This is a genomic window from Acidimicrobiales bacterium, from assembly GCA_036270875.1.
In the GTDB taxonomy this organism is placed as follows: Bacteria; Actinomycetota; Acidimicrobiia; order Acidimicrobiales; family AC-9; genus AC-9.
In genome coordinates, this window is sequence record DATBBR010000074.1 from 43,923 (window position 1) to 61,534 (window position 17,612).

At 71.4% G+C, this 17,612-nt stretch carries 16 protein-coding genes; 12 read left to right on the plus strand and 4 right to left on the minus strand.

Annotated features, from left to right (window positions below):
• The first annotated feature begins 1 nt into the window (after position 1).
• Positions 2-1,366 (plus strand): FAD-dependent oxidoreductase, encoded by a 1,365-nt coding sequence (locus VH112_08640; protein ID HEX4540300.1) that lies wholly within the window; start codon positions 2-4, stop codon positions 1,364-1,366.
• Positions 1,367-1,375: 9 nt separating this feature from the next.
• Here the strand turns inward: VH112_08640 and VH112_08645 are convergent, their stop codons facing one another.
• Together VH112_08645 and VH112_08650 are read right to left on the minus strand one after the other, a co-directional pair.
• Positions 1,376-2,557, minus strand: a complete 1,182-nt coding sequence (locus VH112_08645; GenBank protein ID HEX4540301.1) for a M20 family metallopeptidase — start codon at positions 2,555-2,557, stop codon at positions 1,376-1,378.
• A gap of 28 nt (positions 2,558-2,585) precedes the next feature.
• Positions 2,586-4,466: an acetyl-CoA carboxylase biotin carboxylase subunit gene (locus VH112_08650; protein ID HEX4540302.1), complete on the minus strand. Its 1,881-nt coding sequence runs from the start codon at positions 4,464-4,466 to the stop codon at positions 2,586-2,588.
• A gap of 53 nt (positions 4,467-4,519) precedes the next feature.
• Here VH112_08650 and VH112_08655 point away from each other — a divergent pair, with 53 nt between their 5' ends.
• From VH112_08655 to VH112_08705, 11 genes are all read left to right on the plus strand, one after another.
• Positions 4,520-5,299: a biotin--[acetyl-CoA-carboxylase] ligase gene (locus VH112_08655; protein ID HEX4540303.1), complete on the plus strand. Its 780-nt coding sequence runs from the start codon at positions 4,520-4,522 to the stop codon at positions 5,297-5,299.
• Between the two features lie 62 nt (positions 5,300-5,361).
• Complete coding sequence (locus VH112_08660; GenBank protein HEX4540304.1) at positions 5,362-6,519, plus strand: acyl-CoA dehydrogenase family protein; 1,158 nt, start codon at positions 5,362-5,364, stop codon at positions 6,517-6,519.
• A gap of 93 nt (positions 6,520-6,612) precedes the next feature.
• Entirely contained in the window at positions 6,613-8,046 is a 1,434-nt protein-coding gene (locus tag VH112_08665; protein HEX4540305.1) for an LCP family protein, read from the plus strand.
• 73 nt (positions 8,047-8,119) lie between these two features.
• Entirely contained in the window at positions 8,120-9,118 is a 999-nt protein-coding gene (gene rfbB, locus VH112_08670) for a dTDP-glucose 4,6-dehydratase (protein ID HEX4540306.1), read from the plus strand.
• The gene (gene rfbD / locus VH112_08675) at positions 9,118-9,978 is read left to right on the plus strand and encodes a dTDP-4-dehydrorhamnose reductase (protein ID HEX4540307.1); all 861 of its coding nucleotides are present in this window, start codon (positions 9,118-9,120) and stop codon (positions 9,976-9,978) included. The genes rfbB and rfbD overlap by 1 nt, the downstream gene beginning before the upstream one ends.
• Positions 9,975-11,255, plus strand: a complete 1,281-nt coding sequence (locus VH112_08680) for a UDP-glucose/GDP-mannose dehydrogenase family protein (protein HEX4540308.1) — start codon at positions 9,975-9,977, stop codon at positions 11,253-11,255. Before rfbD ends, VH112_08680 begins: the two co-directional genes overlap by 4 nt.
• A complete protein-coding gene (locus VH112_08685) occupies positions 11,252-12,232 on the plus strand; it encodes a UDP-glucuronic acid decarboxylase family protein (GenBank protein ID HEX4540309.1) in 981 nt (326 codons plus the stop codon). The genes VH112_08680 and VH112_08685 overlap by 4 nt, the downstream gene beginning before the upstream one ends.
• Positions 12,222-12,938 (plus strand): glycosyltransferase family 2 protein, encoded by a 717-nt coding sequence (locus VH112_08690; protein HEX4540310.1) that lies wholly within the window; start codon positions 12,222-12,224, stop codon positions 12,936-12,938. The genes VH112_08685 and VH112_08690 overlap by 11 nt, the downstream gene beginning before the upstream one ends.
• Positions 12,935-13,846: a glycosyltransferase family 2 protein gene (locus VH112_08695; protein HEX4540311.1), complete on the plus strand. Its 912-nt coding sequence runs from the start codon at positions 12,935-12,937 to the stop codon at positions 13,844-13,846. Before VH112_08690 ends, VH112_08695 begins: the two co-directional genes overlap by 4 nt.
• An 11-nt stretch (positions 13,847-13,857) precedes the next feature.
• Complete coding sequence (locus VH112_08700) at positions 13,858-14,934, plus strand: NDP-sugar synthase (GenBank protein HEX4540312.1); 1,077 nt, start codon at positions 13,858-13,860, stop codon at positions 14,932-14,934.
• A 5-nt stretch (positions 14,935-14,939) separates the two neighbouring features.
• Positions 14,940-15,947: an NAD-dependent epimerase/dehydratase family protein gene (locus tag VH112_08705; protein ID HEX4540313.1), complete on the plus strand. Its 1,008-nt coding sequence runs from the start codon at positions 14,940-14,942 to the stop codon at positions 15,945-15,947.
• On the opposite strand, the gene cofE is transcribed toward VH112_08705, so the two are convergent.
• Entirely contained in the window at positions 15,923-16,618 is a 696-nt protein-coding gene (gene cofE, locus VH112_08710; protein ID HEX4540314.1) for a coenzyme F420-0:L-glutamate ligase, read from the minus strand. The genes VH112_08705 and cofE overlap by 25 nt on opposite strands.
• Positions 16,615-17,583, minus strand: a complete 969-nt coding sequence (cofD, locus tag VH112_08715) for a 2-phospho-L-lactate transferase (GenBank protein HEX4540315.1) — start codon at positions 17,581-17,583, stop codon at positions 16,615-16,617. The genes cofE and cofD overlap by 4 nt, the downstream gene beginning before the upstream one ends.
• Positions 17,584-17,612: the final 29 nt, after the last annotated feature.

The window sequence follows — 17,612 nt, forward strand, 5'->3', positions numbered from 1 at the left end:
AGTGCCGGTGCGCTTTGTGATCATCGGGGGTGGCCCGGCGGGCATGCAGGCCGCGACCAACGCCGCCCGCCTCGGGGCAGAGGTGACCCTGGTGGAGCGCGACGTCATGGGTGGCTCGGCGAACCTGTGGGACTGCATCCCGTCGAAGGCCATGATCGCCACGGGCGGCGTGATCGGCGTGACCCGGCGGGGCCATGCCCTGGGGCTCACCTGCACGAGCGCAACGCTCGACCTCCCGGCCCTGGCCGAGCGCATCGGGCTCATCAGCGGCTACCTGGAGCGGTCGGTGACCGAGCTGCTCACCAGCCAGGAGGTGCGCGTCATCCGGGGCCGCGCGACCCTCAAAGGTCCCCACGACGTGGTCGTCGAGACGTCCGACGGCCGCATCCTGGAGTTGGACGCCGACGCCATTCTGCTGTCGACCGGCAGCCGCCCACGGGTACCTGACTGGGCCGAGGTCGACGGCAGGCGCGTCATGATCACCCGCCAGGCCTATCCGCCGCCCGAGGTGCCCGAGCACCTCGTCGTCATCGGCTCGGGTGTCACCGGCGTCGAGTTCGTCCACATGTTCCGAGCCTTCGGGTCCAAGGTCAGCCTCATCGTGAGCCGCCAGCAGGTGCTGCCAGGCAAGGACCCCGAGGTGGCGGCGGCCCTGGAGGCGGACTTCCTCAGCACCGGGGTCATCCTCTACAAGGGGGCGCGGGCCACCGGCGTGAAGCTGAAGGATGACGGCCTGGTGGTGCAGTGCAACGACGGCCGCGTGGTCGAAGGATCGCACGCGCTGCTCGCCATCGGCCCGGTGCCCAACTCCGAGGGGCTCGGGCTCGAGGCGGCCGGGGTCGACGTCGACGAGGGCGGCTACGTGCCGGTGAACCAGCACTGCCAGTCGAACGTGGGCCACATCTACGCTGCCGGCGACCTCTCGGGCAAGCTGCCGCTGGCCTCGGTGGCGTCCACCCAGGGGCGCAAGGTGGCGGAGCACGTGATGGGCCTCCACACCCGTGAACACCGCCACCTGGACTACGACAAGGCGGCCAGCGCCATCTTCACCGAGCCCGAGATCGCGGACGTGGGCCTGGCCGAGGCCGATGCCTTCGCCCTGGGCCGCAAGATCAGGGTGACCAAGGTCCCCTTCGCCGCCAACGCCCGGGCCCTCATCGACGGCGACGCCCGGGGGTTCGTGAAGATCGTCTCCGATCCGGCGACGGGCGTGGTGCTGGGAGGCTCGATCGTGGGAGAGCGTGCGGCCGAGCTGATCTCGGTGATCGCCCTCGCCGTCACCGCCCACCTGCGGGTCGCCGACATCGGCGAGAGCCTTCTGGTGCACCCGGCGTTGGCCGAGGCCCTGGCCGAGGCGGCCGAGTAAGCGCGGAGCTCAGCTGGCCGAGCTGGCGAGCTCGGCCCTGAGGTCCTCGTCGCCGGCCAGGTCCACGATGGTCCAGGCCATCGCCAGCGCCCCGTCGTGCAGTGCCCGGTCGGCGGTCGGCGTGATGGCGGCGGCGGCGAACTCGGGCTGGTGGTTCACCGCCGGCAGGGAGTCGATGTCGAGCATCGGGTGGATGGACGGCACCGCGAGTGACACGTTGGCCATGTCGGTCGAGGCCAGCATGACCTCCTTCGGCACCTCGGGGAACGTGCGGCCCAGGGCCTCGGCGTTGGAGCGGTAGCGCGCCTGCATGCCGGCGTGGGGCACGAACTCGGAGTAGCGGGGGCTCTGCTGGACGAACTCGACCTCGGTCCCCGTGGCCAAAGCGCCTCCCTCGAAGCAGCGTCGCACCCTGGCCTCGAGCGTCTCCAGCGCCTCGAGGGTCTCGGCGCGCACGTAGTACTTGGCCGACGTGTGCGCGGGGATGACGTTGGGGGCGTCTCCCCCCTTGGTCACGATGCCGTGCACCTGATCGCGGCTCCGGAACTGCTGACGCAGCAGCCCGATGCTCACCTGGGCGACGGTCAGGGCGTCAGCGGCGTTGATGCCCGCCTCCGGAAACGCCGAGGCGTGTGCCTCCCGTCCCGTGTAGCGGACGTCGAAGTGCGACACGGCCAAGCACGGCATCTGGATCAGCTCGGCCGGGCCCGGGTGGACCATCATCGCCGCGTCGACGCCTGCAAAGGCGCCCCGCTCGAGCATGTAGATCTTGCCCCCACCGCCCTCCTCGGCCGGCGTGCCGATCACCTTGAGCGTGATGCCGAGGTCGTCAGCGATGGGCGCCAGGGCAACTCCGGCTCCGACCGCCGACGCAGCGATGATGTTGTGCCCGCAGGCGTGGCCGATGCCGGGAAGGGCGTCGTACTCCGCGCACACGGCCACGACCATCGGTCCTCGGCCGGCGGTGGCGATCAGGGCGGTGGGTAGGTCGCAGGCGCCGCGCTCGACGTCGAAGCCGGCGGACGCGAGCGACTCAGCCACCCAGCCCGCCGCCCGCTCCTCCTCGAACGCCAACTCGGGATGTCCGTGGATGGTGTGGCTGAGCTCGACGAGGCCAGGGAGGTGGGCGTCCAGCTGGCGCTGCGCGGCGCCCTTTCGATCCGACGTTGCGTTCTCCCCCCTGGCCGGCATGGCGGCCCCCCTTTCGCTCCCTTGGGCCCTATTCGATCACGGCGATCACGTCGCCGGGGCCCACAGCGTCGCCGGCGGCCACCCTGATCTCGCTCACGGTCCCCGCACGGTCCGCGTTGACGTTGTTCTCCATCTTCATGGCTTCGAGCACGCACACCGCCTGCCCGACGTCGACCTCGTCGCCCTCCTTCACCAGGAGCTTGACGATCGTGCCCTGCATGGGCACGGTGATTGTCCCCGTCCCGGCCCCGCCCGTCGCCCCGGCCGGCGGCCGGCGTGCCGGCGTCGACCGCGCCGCCCGGGTCACCGACCCGCCGCCTGGGGATGCGGGGGCCACTGCCCCGGCCAGCTCCGGGACCCACAGCTTCACCTGGTACCGGTGGCCGTTCACCTCGGCGTCCACCTCCCGCAGCACCCGGCCCTCCCTGTCCTGGGTCGGTGCCGAGCCGGCCGCGGGCGCAGCCACGCCGGCCTCGGGCGCGGTGTCTCCGGGCGCGGTGTCCCCGGGCGCCGGGGCGACGGCGGCCGCCTCGGGCGGCGCCGGCTGGGGCGCGGCCGCCACCCGGGACAGGTCGAGGCTCTCCTCCACCCAGCGGGTCGAGTGGCGGGACGCAGCGAAGTCAGGGTGGGTCAGGATCGCCAGGTGGGCGGGGATGTTGGTCGCCACGCCGACGATCTCGGTCTCCTCCAGGGCCCGGATCATCCGCCGCCGAGCCGCGCCCCGATCAGGTCCCCACGTCACGACCTTGGCGACGAGGTTGTCGTAGTACTGGCTCACGGTGTCGCCGTCGCCGTAGCCGGCGTCGGTGCGGACGCCGGGCCCGTCGGCCGGGTGCAGCCGGGTGATCGTTCCCGGCGAGGGGAGGAAGCGCCCCTGGGCGGGGTCCTCGGCATTGATGCGGCACTCGATGGAGTGGCCTCGGCGCTGCACCTGCTGCTGGGTGAAGCCGAGCGCCTCGCCCGCGGCCACCTGCAGCTGGAGGGCGACGAGGTCGACGCCGGTCACCATCTCGGTGACCGGGTGCTCGACCTGGAGGCGGGTGTTCATCTCCAAGAAGTAGAACTCCCGGTCCTGGTAGAGGAACTCGACCGTGCCGGCGTTCACGTAGCCGCAGGCCAGCGCCACCTTGACCGCCGCTTCGCCCATCTCCTGGCGGATGAAGTCGGGGAAGTCCGGCGCCGGGCTCTCCTCGATCAGCTTCTGGTGCCGGCGCTGGCACGAGCAGTCCCGCTCGCCGAGCCACACCGTCTCGCCACCTGCGTCGGCGATGATCTGCATCTCGACGTGACGGGGCCAGCTCAGGTAGCGCTCCAGGTAGATCTCCGACCGTCCGAAGTAGGCCTGGGCCTCTCGCTGGGCGGACTCCATCGCCTCCCGGGCGTCCTCGGCCCGCTCGACGACTTTCATACCTCGCCCGCCGCCGCCGAAGGCGGCCTTGAGGGCCACGGGCCAACCCACCTCCTCGCCGAAGGCCACGATCTCGTCGAGGTCGGTGACGGGGTGGGACTGACCGGGAACCCCAGCCACCCCGGCCTGCTCCGCCGCCCGCCTGGCGCTGATCTTGTCGCCCATCACCTCGATGGCCTCGGGCGGGGGTCCGATGAACGTCACGCCCTGGCCCTCGATGGCCCGCGCGAAGTCGGCGTTCTCCGAGAAGAAGCCGTAGCCGGGATGGACCCCGTCGGCCCCGCTGCTGGCCACGGCGTCGAGAATGGCCTCGGTGTTCAGGTAGCTCTCGGCCGCGGTCTTGCCGCCCAGGGCATGGGCCTCGTCGGCTAGCCGGACGTGCAGCGCGTCACGGTCGAGCTCCGAGTACACCGCGACCGTGGCGATCCCCACCTCCCGACAGGTGCGGATGACCCGGACGGCGATCTCCCCCCGGTTGGCGATCAGGACCTTGGTGAGCACGGGTTACCTTTCGACGCCGTCAACCTATGGGCCATCAACCTATGGTTAGTTCGATGCTCGACGGTGGCGCCAGATCGCAGCTGGCCTCCACCCGGTTCGGCGATGTCCGTTGGTTACCCTCGACCGGCTCGACCAACCGCCATCTCCTCGAGCAGGCCCGGGCCGATGCCCCCGAGGGGACGGTCGTCGTGGCCGACCACCAGGACTCGGGACGGGGTCGTCTCGATCGGGCCTGGGTGGCCCCGCCCGGCTCCTCACTGCTCGTCTCGGTGCTGCTGCGACCCGAGCTGCCCCTCGAGCGCCTGCACCTGCTGACCTCGATCATGGCGCTCGCCGCCGCCGACGCCTGCCGGGGCGAGGCCGGTGTCGAGGCCGGCCTCAAGTGGCCCAACGACCTCGTCGTCGGGCCCCGCAAGCTGGGCGGCATCCTGGCCGAGACCCACCTCGACGGTTCCCGGGCCCGGGCCGTGGTCGTCGGCCTCGGGCTCAACGTCAACTGGGGGCGGCGGATGGAGGAGTGCGGGCTGGCGGGCGAGGCGGTCGCCCTGGATCAGCTGGCCGGCTGCGAGGTGGACCGCGCCCGGTTGCTCGTGGCCCTGCTGACCGAACTGGAGCACCGCTACCGGGCCCTGGCCGATCGGGCCGGGCAGCTGAGCCAGGCCGCGGAGTACCGGCGCCGGTGCACCAGCGTCGGCCGGACCGTGCGCGTCGAGCTGGCCGACGAGACGTTCACCGGGGTCGTGGCCGATGTGACCGACGAGGGACACCTGCTGCTGGACGTCGGCGTGTGCCTGCGGACTGTGACCGTCGGCGACGTGGTTCACCTCCGCTGAACGGCCGGCGGCGGGGCTGGCGTCCCCGCCCGGGGCGGCGAAGCCGCCGGCAAACTAGGGCGATGGACTTCGAGCTGTCGGAAGAGCAAGAGGCCTTCCGCAAGGTCGTGCGGGAATTCGCCGAGGCCGAGATCGCTCCGCACACCGAGGAGTGGGACCGCACCCACCACTTTCCGGTCGACACCGTGCTGGCCATGGGGGAGCTCGGCCTGTTCGGGCTGCCGTTCCCCGTCGAGTACGGCGGATCGGGGGCCGACTTCACGACCTTCTGCCTCGCCGTGGAGGAGCTCGGCCGGATCGACTCGTCGATGGCGATCACGCTCTCGGCTGGGGTCGGCCTCGGGGCCAACCCGATCTTCGCCTTCGGGACCGAAGAGCAGCGCCGCCGCTGGCTGCCGCCGCTGTGCGCGGGCCGGGCCCTGGCCGCCTTCGGGTTGACCGAGCCGGATGCCGGCAGCGACGCCGGCGCCACCCGCACGAGGGGGCGCTTCGACAGCTCGAGCGGGGAGTGGGTCATCGACGGGGCCAAGGCCTTCATCACCAACTCCGGCACCCCGATCACCTCGCTGATCACCGTCACGGCCCGCACCGAGTCGGAGGCACGCCAGGGGATCAGCGCCATCGTCGTGCCGGCGGGAACGCCGGGGCTCTTGGTCGAGCCGCCCTACCGCAAGATGGGCTGGCACGCCTCCGACACCCACGGCCTGGTCCTCGAGGGCTGCCGCGTGCCGTCAGACCACCTGCTCGGGGGACAAGGCCAGGGCCTGGCCCAGTTCCTCGCCATCCTCGACGGCGGGCGCATCGCCATCGCCGCGCTGGCCGTGGGCCTGGCCCAGGCGTGCCTCGAGCAGTCGCTAGCCCACGCCCGCGGCCGAGAGTCGTTCGGCGGTCCCATCGGGCGCCATCAGGCCATCGCCTTCAAGATCGCCGACATGGCCGTTGCCGTCGAGTGCGCCCGAACCCTCACCTACAAGGCGGCCTGGCTCAAAGACCACGGGCGTCCGGTGAAGCAGGCGGCGGCCATGGCCAAGCTCTACGCCACCGAGGCGGCGGTCGCGGCCACCAGGGAGGCCACCCAGATCTTCGGGGGGGCCGGCTTCCTCGACGAGTCGCCCGTGGCCCGCTACTACCGCGACGCCAAGATCCTCGAGATCGGCGAGGGCACGAGCGAGGTCCAGCGCCTCGTCATCGGGCGCAGCCTGGGGTTGCCCGTCGCCTGACCGGCGTGCTGACCAGCGATGTCGCAGCTCGGCCTCGCCCTTCGAGGGGGCGCTTCAGTGCCCGGTCTGGCCGCTGGTACCCTACTTTTCGCTGTGGCCACCGGAGGCGACACGATCGCTCCCGAGCGCCCGGCCACCCGGCCTCGACACATCCGTCCTCGCCGGTGGCCTCGGCGCGTGCTCATCGGCGGCAACCTCGTGGTGGCCGCCATCGTCCTCGCGACCGGGCTCGGATATCTCTACGTCAAGCTCCGCCTGGGGGAGATCAGCTCGGTCAACATCCCCGGCCTGACTGCGGCCACCGGGACCACCAACATTCTCATCGTCGGCTCCGACTCGCGGGCGAACCTCACCGACCCCAACGCCCAGAGCGCCTTCGGCGGCTCCGCCGCCACTGCCGGTCAGCGCAGCGACGTCACCATAGTGCTCCACATCGACCCCGCCTCGAAGAAGGCGTCGGTGCTCTCCATCCCCCGCGACCTGTACGTGCCCATCGCGGGCACGAACCGCTCAGACCGCATCAACTCGAGCTTCGGCAACGGTCCCCAGCAGCTCATCCAGACCATCCAGAGCGACCTCGGAGTCCCGATCAACCACTACGTGTCGATGAACTTCGACGGCTTCCAGGGCCTGGTCAACGCGGTTGGCGGGATCGACGTGAACTTCCCCGACCCCGCCAAGGACGCCTTCTCGGGGCTCAACATCACCAAGACCGGGTGCCAGCACCTCGACGGGGCGGCGGCCCTGTCCCTGGCCCGCAGCCGGGACTACCAGTACTTCGCGGACGGGTCTTGGCATTTCGACGGCAACGGCGACCTGAGCCGCATCCGCCGCCAGCACACCTTCATCCACATTCTCACGGCCAAGGCGTTCTCCACCGGGATCCGCAATCCCATCACCGCCAACTCGCTGATCAGCTCGGCCGTCCACGACGTGACCATCGACAACAAGCTGTCGACGAACGACATCCTCGGACTCGCCATGCGGTTCCGGTCGCTCAGCACGAACGACCTGGTCACTTACACCCTGCCCACCACCCCCGCAGTGATCGGCGGCGCCGACGTGCTCCGCCTGCAGCAGCCGGGGGGCACCCAGGTCGTCAACCAGTTCCTCGGCAAGGGCCAGCCTCCTGCGTCGAGCACTCCAGCGCCGCCCGCGCTGGCTCCGTCGAGCGTCAAGGTGCAGGTCCTGAACGGCTCGGGAACCGCCGGGCAGGCCGCCCAAGCGGCGGGTCAGCTGCGCTCGGCTGGCTTCGTGGTCGCCGGCACGGGGAATGACGCCGGCACGCGCATGGCGACCTCGGAGGTGCTCTACGCGCCGGGCAAGCAGCAGGCTGCCCAGCTCCTGCAAGGGCGGGTCGGCGGGGGTGCCAGCATCCAGCAGGACCCGGCCCTCCAGGGCGCCGACGTCGCCCTGGTGACCGGGACCTCCTTCTCGGGCATCACCCAGGCGGCGGCTCCTGCCCCCGCGGCGCCACCGGCCCCTGCCCCCCCAGTGCTGCCGCCGTTCGATCCCCGCGCCTGCTGACCCCGGTGGGACCGCCCGTCCCGGCCCCCGCGCAACAGGCCAACCGGAGGCGGGCGCCGTAGTGTTCGGTCCGATGTCCGTCCTGATCACCGGTGGAGCCGGCTTCATCGGATCCAACTTCGTTCGCCACCGCGTGGCGAGCCATTCCGACGAGCGCGTGGTCGTGTACGACGCGCTGACCTACGCGGGAAACCGGGCCAGCCTGGCCGACCTGGAGGAGCGCATCTCCTTCGTGCACGGCGACATCTGCGACCAGGCCCGGGTCGAGCAGGTGCTCGCCGAGCATGACATCGAGCTCGTCGTCAACTTCGCAGCCGAGTCGCACAACAGCCTGGCCGTGGTCGACCCGGGCAGGTTCTTTCGCACCAACGTGCTCGGCACCCAGGCCCTGCTCGAAGCGAGCCGGCGGGCCGGCCTGCCTCGGTTCCATCACGTGTCGACCTGCGAGGTCTACGGCGACCTGGCCCTCGACAGCACCGACCAGTTCACCGAGGAGTCCCCCTACCGGCCCCGAACCCCGTACAACGCGTCGAAGGCGGGCGCCGATCACGCCGTGCGCGCCTACGCCGAGACCTATGGGCTGGCGGTCACGATCACCAACTGCTGCAACAACTACGGTCCGTACCAGTTCCCGGAGAAGGTCGTCCCGCTGTTCGCCACCAATGCCATCGATGGCAGCCCCCTCCCGCTGTACGCCTCGACCCTGCACCGGCGCGAGTGGCTGCACGTCGACGACCACTGCCGCGCCATCGACGCCGTGCTCGCGCGGGGCGAGGTGGGCGAGACCTACCACGTGGGATCGGGCCGGGAGGCCAGCATCGAGGAGCTGGCCGACCACATCCTGGCCGCCCTGGGCCAGCCGACCTCGCTCAAGAAGGTCGTGCCCGATCGTCCCGGCCACGACCGTCGCTACCTCCTCGACTCCTCCAAGATCCGGGCCCGGCTGGGCTGGGAGCCGCTCACCTCCTTCGAGCAGGGCCTGGCCGACACCGTGGCGTGGTACGCGGCCAACCGGGCGTGGTGGGAGCCGCTGCGCGACCGGGCTCCGGTGGAGGAGACGGCGTGGGCGTGATGACCCGGGTGCTGCTCACCGGTGCCGGCGGCCAGCTGGGTCGTGATCTCGTGGACGCGTTCGCCGCCAGCGGAGACGGGAAGGCCCACGAGGTGGTGGCCGCCGACCGGGCCCGGCTCGACGTGACCGACCGGGATGCCGTGCTCCAGGCCATGGGATCCTTTCGCCCCGAGGTGGTGGTGCACGCCGCCGCCTGGACCGCCGTGGACGCCTGTGAAGGCGACCCTGACCGGGCCATGGCCGTCAACGCCCTGGGCACCCGCCACGTGGCCGAGGGCGCCCGGCGGGTGGGCGCCCATCTCTGCTACCTCTCCACCGACTACGTGTTCGACGGTCGGGCCACGAGGCCGTACACCGAGTGGGACGAGCCCAACCCTCTCTCGGTCTACGGCCGCTCCAAGCGGGCGGGCGAGGCCGAGCTCGACCGCGGACACGCCGTCGTCCGCACCTCGTGGATCTGCGGCCGCCACGGAACCAACATCGTGCGCACCGTGCTGCGCCTGGCCGCCGAGGGAGGCCCGCTGCGGTTCGTGGACGACCAGCTCGGGTGCCCGACGTTCACCTCGGACCTGGCTCACGTGGTGCGCGCGCTCGCCCTGAGCCGCCGGCCCGGAATTTTCCACGTGACCAACCAGGGACCCACCACGTGGTTCGGCTTCGCCCGGGCCATCATGGCCGCGGCCGGGCTCGATCCCGATCGGGTCGAGGCGGTGACGACCGACGCCCTTCGCCCCCGCCGGCCGGCGCCCAGGCCGGCCAACTCGGTGCTGGACAACGCCGCCCTGCGCCTGTCGGGCCTCCCCCTGCTTCCGGAGTGGCAGGAGCCGCTCCATCGGCTGGTCAAGGAGATCACCGGATGAGCTCGATCACCATCGTGGGCACGGGCTACGTGGGTCTCACCACCGGCGCCTTTCTCGCCCGCCTCGGCCACGAGGTGACCTGTGCCGACGTCGTCCCGGACAAGATCGAGCAGCTCCGCCGGGGCGAGGTCCCGATCGTCGAGGACGGCCTCGACGATCTCGTGAGAGAGGGCCTCGACGGTGGGCGGCTGTCCTTCGTGTTGGGGGCGGCGGCGGCCGCCGCCGACCGGGAGTTCGTCTTCCTGTGCGTGCCGACGCCCCAGCGGGAGGACGGCTCGGCCGACATGGCCTACATCGAGGCCGCCGCCAACGAGATCGGGCCCGTGCTGGCGGCCGAGGCGGTCGTCGTCAACAAGTCGACCGTGCCGGTCGGCTCGACCAGGGTCGTCGAGCGGGCCCTCGGGCGAAGTGACGTCTCGGTGGTGTCCAACCCGGAGTTCCTGCGCGAGGGCTCGGCCGTGCACGACTGCTTCCACCCCGACAGGATCGTCATTGGCAGCGACGACCAGGCCGCCGCCATCCGGGTGGCGTCGCTGTACAAGGCGATCAAGGCGCCCCTGATCGTCACCGATCCCTCATCGGCGGAGACGATCAAGTACGCGTCGAACGCCTTTCTCGCCACCAAGGTCAGCTTCATCAACGCGGTGGCCAACCTCTGCGAGGCTGTGGGCGCCGACGTACGCGAGGTGGTCCTGGGCATGGGCTACGACCGGCGCATCGGTTTCGAGTTCCTGCGTCCGGGGCCGGGGTTCGGCGGTAGCTGCTTCCCGAAGGACACCCGCGCGCTGGTGCGCATCGGGGAGGACGCCGGCTACGACTTCGGGCTGCTTCGAGGCGTCATCGCCGTGAACGAGGAGCAGCACGCCAGGGTCGTGGCCAAGGTCATGGCCCAGGCGGGCGGATCGGTCGACGGCGTGACGGTGGCGGCCTGGGGGCTCACCTTCAAGGCGCGGACCGACGACCAGCGCGACTCCCCGGCCCTCCACGTCATCGACCGTCTGGCCGACCACGGGGCGCGCATCCGGGCTTACGACCCGACGGTGCGCGGTCTCCTTGGCCCCCCCGGTCGCATCGACGTCTGCGACGACCCGTACGCGGCGTGCGAGGGTGCCGAGGTGCTGGCCGTGCTGACCGAGTGGGACGAGTTCCGCTGGCTGGACTTCCGCAAGGTGCGCGACCTGATGGCGCGGGCATCGGTCGTCGACGCCCGCAACCTGTTGGACTCCGCTGCCCTGCGTCGGGCCGGCTTCGCCTACCAGGGGATCGGGCGCCAGTGACCGATCGGATGCACAGTTGGCCGGCCGGACAGGGCCGGGTCGTCGTCACGGGCGGGGCCGGCTTCCTCGGCTCCCACCTGTGTGATCGGTTGGTGGAGCGCGGCCACGAGGTGATCTGCATCGACAACTGCGTCACCGGGTCGACCGCCAACGTCGAGCACCTGATGGGCCGGGGCGACTTCAGGTTCGTCGACCAAGACGTGAGCAGGCCCCTGTCGGTCGAGGGCCCCGTGGACGCCATCCTCCACTTCGCCAGTCCCGCCTCGCCTCGCGACTACCTGGAGCTGCCCATCCAGACCCTCAAGGTCGGCAGCCTGGGCACCCACAACTGTCTGGGGCTGGCCAAGGCCAAGGACGCCCGGTTCCTCCTCGCCTCCACCAGCGAGGTCTACGGAGACCCCGAGGTCCATCCCCAGACCGAGGACTACTGGGGTCACGTGAACCCCATCGGTCCCCGCGGCGTCTATGACGAGGCCAAGCGGTTCGCCGAGGCCATCACCATGGCCTACCACCGCGCCCACGGAGTCGACGTCCGCATCGTCCGCATCTTCAACACCTACGGCCCCAGGATGCGGCCGTCCGACGGTCGGGTGGTGTCCAACTTCCTCGTCCAGGCCCTGCAGGGCAAGCCGCTGACTATCTACGGCGACGGCACCCAGACTCGGAGCTTCTGCCACGTCGACGACGAGGTGGCCGGGATACTCGCCCTGCTGGAGTCGGACCACGTGGGCCCGGTGAACATCGGCAACCCGACGGAGCTCACCGTGTCCGGATTGGCGGAGATGGTCGTCGAGCTCACGGGCTCGTCGTCGGAGATCGTCCACGAGCCTCTTCCGGTGGACGACCCCACCCAGCGCCGTCCCGACATCAGCCTGGCCCGGTCGGTGCTGGGATGGGAGCCCCGCGTCCCGATCCGCGAGGGGTTGGCCCGCACGCTGTCGTACTTCGAGCCCGGGGTGAGCCGCCGTGGCCGATGAGGACGAGACGCGCTACCAGAGGCTGTCGGTCGTGATCCCGATGTTCAACGAGCGCAACACAGTGGCCGAGGTCGTTCGTCGGGTGCGCGCCGTCGACCTCCCGCTGGACCTCGAGGTCATCGTCGTCGACGACGGGTCGACCGACGGCAGCGACAAGATCCTCGCGGCACTCGAGGACTCGACGCTGCGGGTGCTCACCCATGAGTCGAACCGCGGCAAGGGAGCAGCGATCCGAACGGCCCTCGCCTACGCGAGGGGCGACCTGGTGGTCATCCAGGACGCGGACGCAGAGTACGACCCCGACGACTGGCCACGGCTGTTGGATCCCATCCTCAAGGGGAAGGCCCTGGTCGTCTACGGCAGCCGCTTCACCGGCGAGCGCAAGAGCATGCCCCTCGGCAGCTGGCTGGGCAACCGGCTGCTGTCGCTCATGACGAGCCTGGCCTACGCCACGACGCTCTCGGACATGGAGACGGGCTACAAGCTCTTCGACCGCCGGGTCCTCGACGGCATCACCATCGAGTCGGACCGCTTCGACTTCGAGCCCGAGATCACGGCCAAAGTCCTGCGCAGGGGGCACCGCATCTACGAGGTCCCCATCTCGTATGCAGGCCGGGACTCCAGCGAAGGCACCAAGTTCACCTGGCGGGACGGGATGGGCGCCCTGTGGACGCTCGCCCGCTATCGCCTGCGGCCCGATCGGTGAGCCAACCCGGCGCGGAGCGACCTCGCAAGGAGCCCTCGCCCGAGGTCGCCCGGCGGGTCGACGCGGTGGTCGTGAACTACAACGCCCGCGACGAGCTGCTCGCGTGCGTGCGGAGCCTGCGGGCCGACGGCGTCGCCGACGTCGTCGTCGTCGACAACGGCTCCGCGGACGGATCGGGCTCCGCCCTGACTGCAGCCGATCCCGGCGCCAGGCTCGTCGAGACCGGCGCCAACCTCGGCTACGGCGGCGGCGCCAACCGGGGGCTGGCGCAGGGCCATCGCGAGCTGGTGCTCGTGTGCAACGCCGACGTCGTCGTGCACCCCGGCACCATGGCCGCCATCATGGCCGCCCTCGACGCCGACCCTCGTCTGGCGCTGGTCGGACCTCGGCTGATCAATCCCGACGAGACGCTGTACCCCTCGGCGCGCACGTTCCCGTCCCTGGTCGACGCCATCGGCCACGGCTTCCTGGGCTTGGTGGCCCCCCGGAACCGGTTCAGTCGGAGCTACAAGATGCTGGACTGGGACCACCGCGGCAGACGGGGCGTCGACTGGGTGTCGGGGTCGTGCTTCCTCGCCCGGCGCCGGGCGCTCGAGGACCTGGGCGGCTTCGACGTCTCCTACTTCATGTACCTGGAGGACGTCGATCTCTGCTGGCGTCTCCGGCGCGCCGGGTGGGGGGTTGCCTACGAGCCGTCAGCGTGTGTCCTCCATGTCCAGGGAGTCTCGACCGATCTGCACCCGTACCGGATGATCGTCGAGCATCATCGATCGCTGCTGCGATTCGCGTGGCGCACGACGTCGGGCTGGCGCCGGTTCCTGCTGCCCGTGGTCGCCGTGGGACTGGCATTGCGGGCCAGCGCCGCGGCTGCCCAGCGCGCCGCGGGCAGGCCCCGACCCCCGCGGTAGGGTCGCAACCCGTGAGAGCCGTCGTGCTGGTCGGGGGCGAGGGGACGCGCCTGCGGCCGCTCACCAACACCATCCCCAAGCAGCTGCTCCCGGTCGTTGAGCAGACGATGATCGAGCGCGTCCTCTCCCACCTGGCCGCCCACGGTGTGGAGGAGGCGGTGTTGTCGCTCGGCTATCGGCCGCATGCCTTCTTCACCGCCTTTCCTGAGGGGCGGGCCAGCGGGGTCCGGCTCGGCTACGCCGTCGAGCCCGCGCCGCTGGACACCGCCGGCGCCATCGCCTTCGCCGCGGCCCATGGCGGCATCGACGAAACCTTCCTCGTCGTGAACGGCGACGTCCTCACCGATATCGACGTGGGCGGGCTGATCCGCTTCCACCGCAAGCGAGGGGCCGAGGCGTCGATCAGCCTGACGCCCGTTGAGGACCCGTCCGCCTTCGGCGTGGTGCCGACCGACGCCGACGGTCGGGTGCTCGCCTTCATCGAGAAGCCCGAGCCCGGCAGGGCTCCGACCAATCTGATCAACGCCGGCACCTACGTCCTCGAGCCCTCGGTTCTCGACCTGATCGACCGCGAGCGGCGCGTGTCGATCGAGCGGGAGACGTTTCCGGCGATGGTGGAGGGCGGGCGACTGTTCGCACTTGCCTCGGACGCCTACTGGGTCGACGCCGGTACGCCCGCCAAGTACCTCCAGGCCCACCGCGACCTGCTGTCCGGTGCCCGCCCCGGCCCACCGTCGCCTGGCGCCCGGGAGACATCGCCCGGCGTGTGGGTGCTGGGTACGCCGGTGATCGACGGTCAGGTGCGGGCCGACTCGCTGATCGGCGACGGCGCCCGTGTGGCGAGCGGGGCGACGGTCGAGGACTCCGTGGTCGGAGCCGGCGCCCGGGTTGATGGCGGCGCATCGGTGATCGGCTCGGTCCTGCTGCCGGGCGCCTGCGTGGCGGCCGGGGCGACGGTGGACGCGTCCGTGGTCGGGCCGGCGGCGGTGGTAGGCGAGGGCGCGGTCGTCCGCGGGCTGTCGGTGGTGGGTGCCGGAGCGATCCTCGATCCCGGCGCCCGGGTCGACGGCGATCGGGTGCCAGCGTGAGGGTCATGGTCACCGGCGGTGCCGGGTTCATCGGCTCGACCCTCGTCGACCGCCTCCTCGCCGAGGGTCACGCCGTGGACGTGGTCGACGACCTGTCGAGCGGCTCGCTGACGAACCTGGCCGACGCCCGCTCCGGGTCGACGAACGACATGACCTTCCACCACCTCGACATCCGCTCGCCCCAGCTGGTCGATCTCATGGCCCGGCGGCCGCCAGAGGTGGTCTTCCATCTGGCCGCCCAGGCTGACGTGCGGGTGTCGGTCAACGACCCCGTGCTCGACGCCGACATCAACATCCTCGGCAGCCTGCGGGTCCTCGAAGGAGCGAGGCGGGCGGGGGTGTCGAAGATCGTCTTCGCCGCCAGCGGCGGCACCCTCTACGGCGACGTCCGTCCATCCGACCTACCGGCGCGGGAGTCGCTTCCGCAGATCCCGATGTCCCCGTACGGGGTCAGCAAGATGGCCGTGGTCGACTACCTCAAGGCCTATCGGGAGCTGCACAACATCGAGTTCTGCGCGCTGGCCCTCGCGAACGTCTACGGGCCCCGTCAGGATCCCCACGGCGAGGCGGGCGTGGTCGCCATCTTCGCCGGTCACCTCGTCGCCGGCGAGCGCTGCACGATCTTCGGTGACGGCTCCCAGACGCGGGACTTCGTCTTCGTGGACGACGTCGTCGACGCCATGGCCCGCGCAGGCCAGCGGGGTGGCGGCCTGCTCATCAACGTGGGAACCGGCACCGAGACGTCAGTCCTCCGGCTGTACGAGACGATGGCCAGCGAGGCGGGCAGCTCGCAACGGCCCGTCCACGCGCCCGCCAGGCCGGGAGAGCTCCAGCGCTCCGCCCTCGACCCCGGGCGGGCGGCCATCCACCTGGGCTGGAAGCCATGGACGAGCCTGGCGGAGGGAACGGCTGCCGTGCTGGCGGCGACGTCGCCCGGCGCTGGCGGCGGCGGCCGACGCCGACCGGCCAAGGGCGGGCGCGGATCCGGTCAGCGGAACAGATCCTCCCGGTAGGGCCGCACCACCTCCGCCGTCACCGACGACTCGCGCAGCCAGGTCGGATCGACCCCGCGCACCACGGCCACCGGCACACCTCTTGCCTTGCCCATCACCAGCTCGGCCGCTCCCGCCAGCTCGTCCGCTACGCAGATCTCGGTTCCCACGAGGACCCGGCCCCGCGAGTCCCGGGTGCCGCGGAGGTCCACCACGGCGGCGACGCCGGCCACCCCGATGGCGACGTCCGTGCTTCCACGGCGCCACGTCCGTCCGAAGGTGTCCGACACGACGACCCCTACAGTGACGCCCTTCCGGGCCCGCAAGCCGTCGCGTATGCGGCGCGCCGAGCGGTCGGGGTCGACGGGTAGGAGCGCGGCGCGACCCATCTCGACGTTCGAGAGGTCGACGCCGGAGTTGGCGCACACGAACCCGTGGCGGGTCTCGGTCATGATCAGGTCCTGCCGGCGGCGCAGGACTCGCGTGGCCTCGCTCTCGACCAGCTCCCGTACCGATCGGGGATCGTCGGGGTCAACGGGTACCAGTCGCCCTTCGGCCTTGGACACGATCTTCTGGGTGACGACCACGACGTCGCCGTCGGCGAGGTCGATCCGCTCGGCGATGAGGTCGGCCAGCACGTCGCCGTCGCCGACCTCGGGCAGGCCGGCGACGGGCAGGACCTCCAGGCTCACGACCGTCTGCCGCCCGCGGCCAGTACCACCTTGGCCAGGGCGGCGGCCCGCTCGGGCGTGCTCATCACCGCCGGGGCCACGACGCACCGCAGCCCCTCGGCCTCGACCCGGTCGGCGAGGGCGGCGTCCGCCTCGTCCACGACCAGGATGGACGCCAGGCGAGCGTAGAGCCGGGCCACGCCGACCACCGAGGCCTCGTGGCCGAGCTCGGTGAGCAGCCGGTCAGCGGGGCCCTTGAGGGCGGCGCCGGCCACGATGGGCGACACCGCCACCGTGTCGGCCCGACGGCGGGCGATGGTCTCCTCGACTCCGGGCACGGCCAGGATCGGCCCGATGGAGACGATGGGATTGGACGGGCACACGACGACCGTGGTCGCCCCCTCGATGGCCTCGAGCACGCCGGGCGCCGGGCGGGCCGACTCGGCGCCCTCGAAGCGCACGGCCTGTACCTCCACGGCGTGCCGTCGGCGCACGAAGTAGTCCTGGAACTCCACCTCTGTCTCCTCGGGCCGGCCTCCGGGCTCGCCCCCGCCGTTGCCGGCGAGCGTGACGCGGGTCCGCACCGGGTCGTCGGACATCGGAAGGAGGCTGGGCCCGACGCCCCAGCTGGTGGCGACCTCGGAGGTGATGGTCGACAGCGGCGCGCCGTCGTGCAGCCGTTGCGTGCGGTAGAGATGGGTCGCCAGGTCGCGGTCTCCGAGCCGGAACCAGGTGGCGCCGCCGTAGCGCTCGAGCGCGTCCATGGCCGCCCACGTCTCGCCCGCCAGTCCCCAGCCCGTCTCCGGGTTGACGACGCCGGCCAGGCTGTAGGTGACGGTGTCGAGGTCCGGGCTCACGTGCAGGCCGTGCAGGACCGTGTCGTCACCCGTGTTGATCACGACGGTGATGTCGCGTTCGGGGACCACGCGGGTCATGCCCCCCAGCAGGCGGGCGGCGCCCACGCCTCCGGCCAGGGCAGCGATCACGCCTTTCAGGCTAAACCCGGCCAGAACCT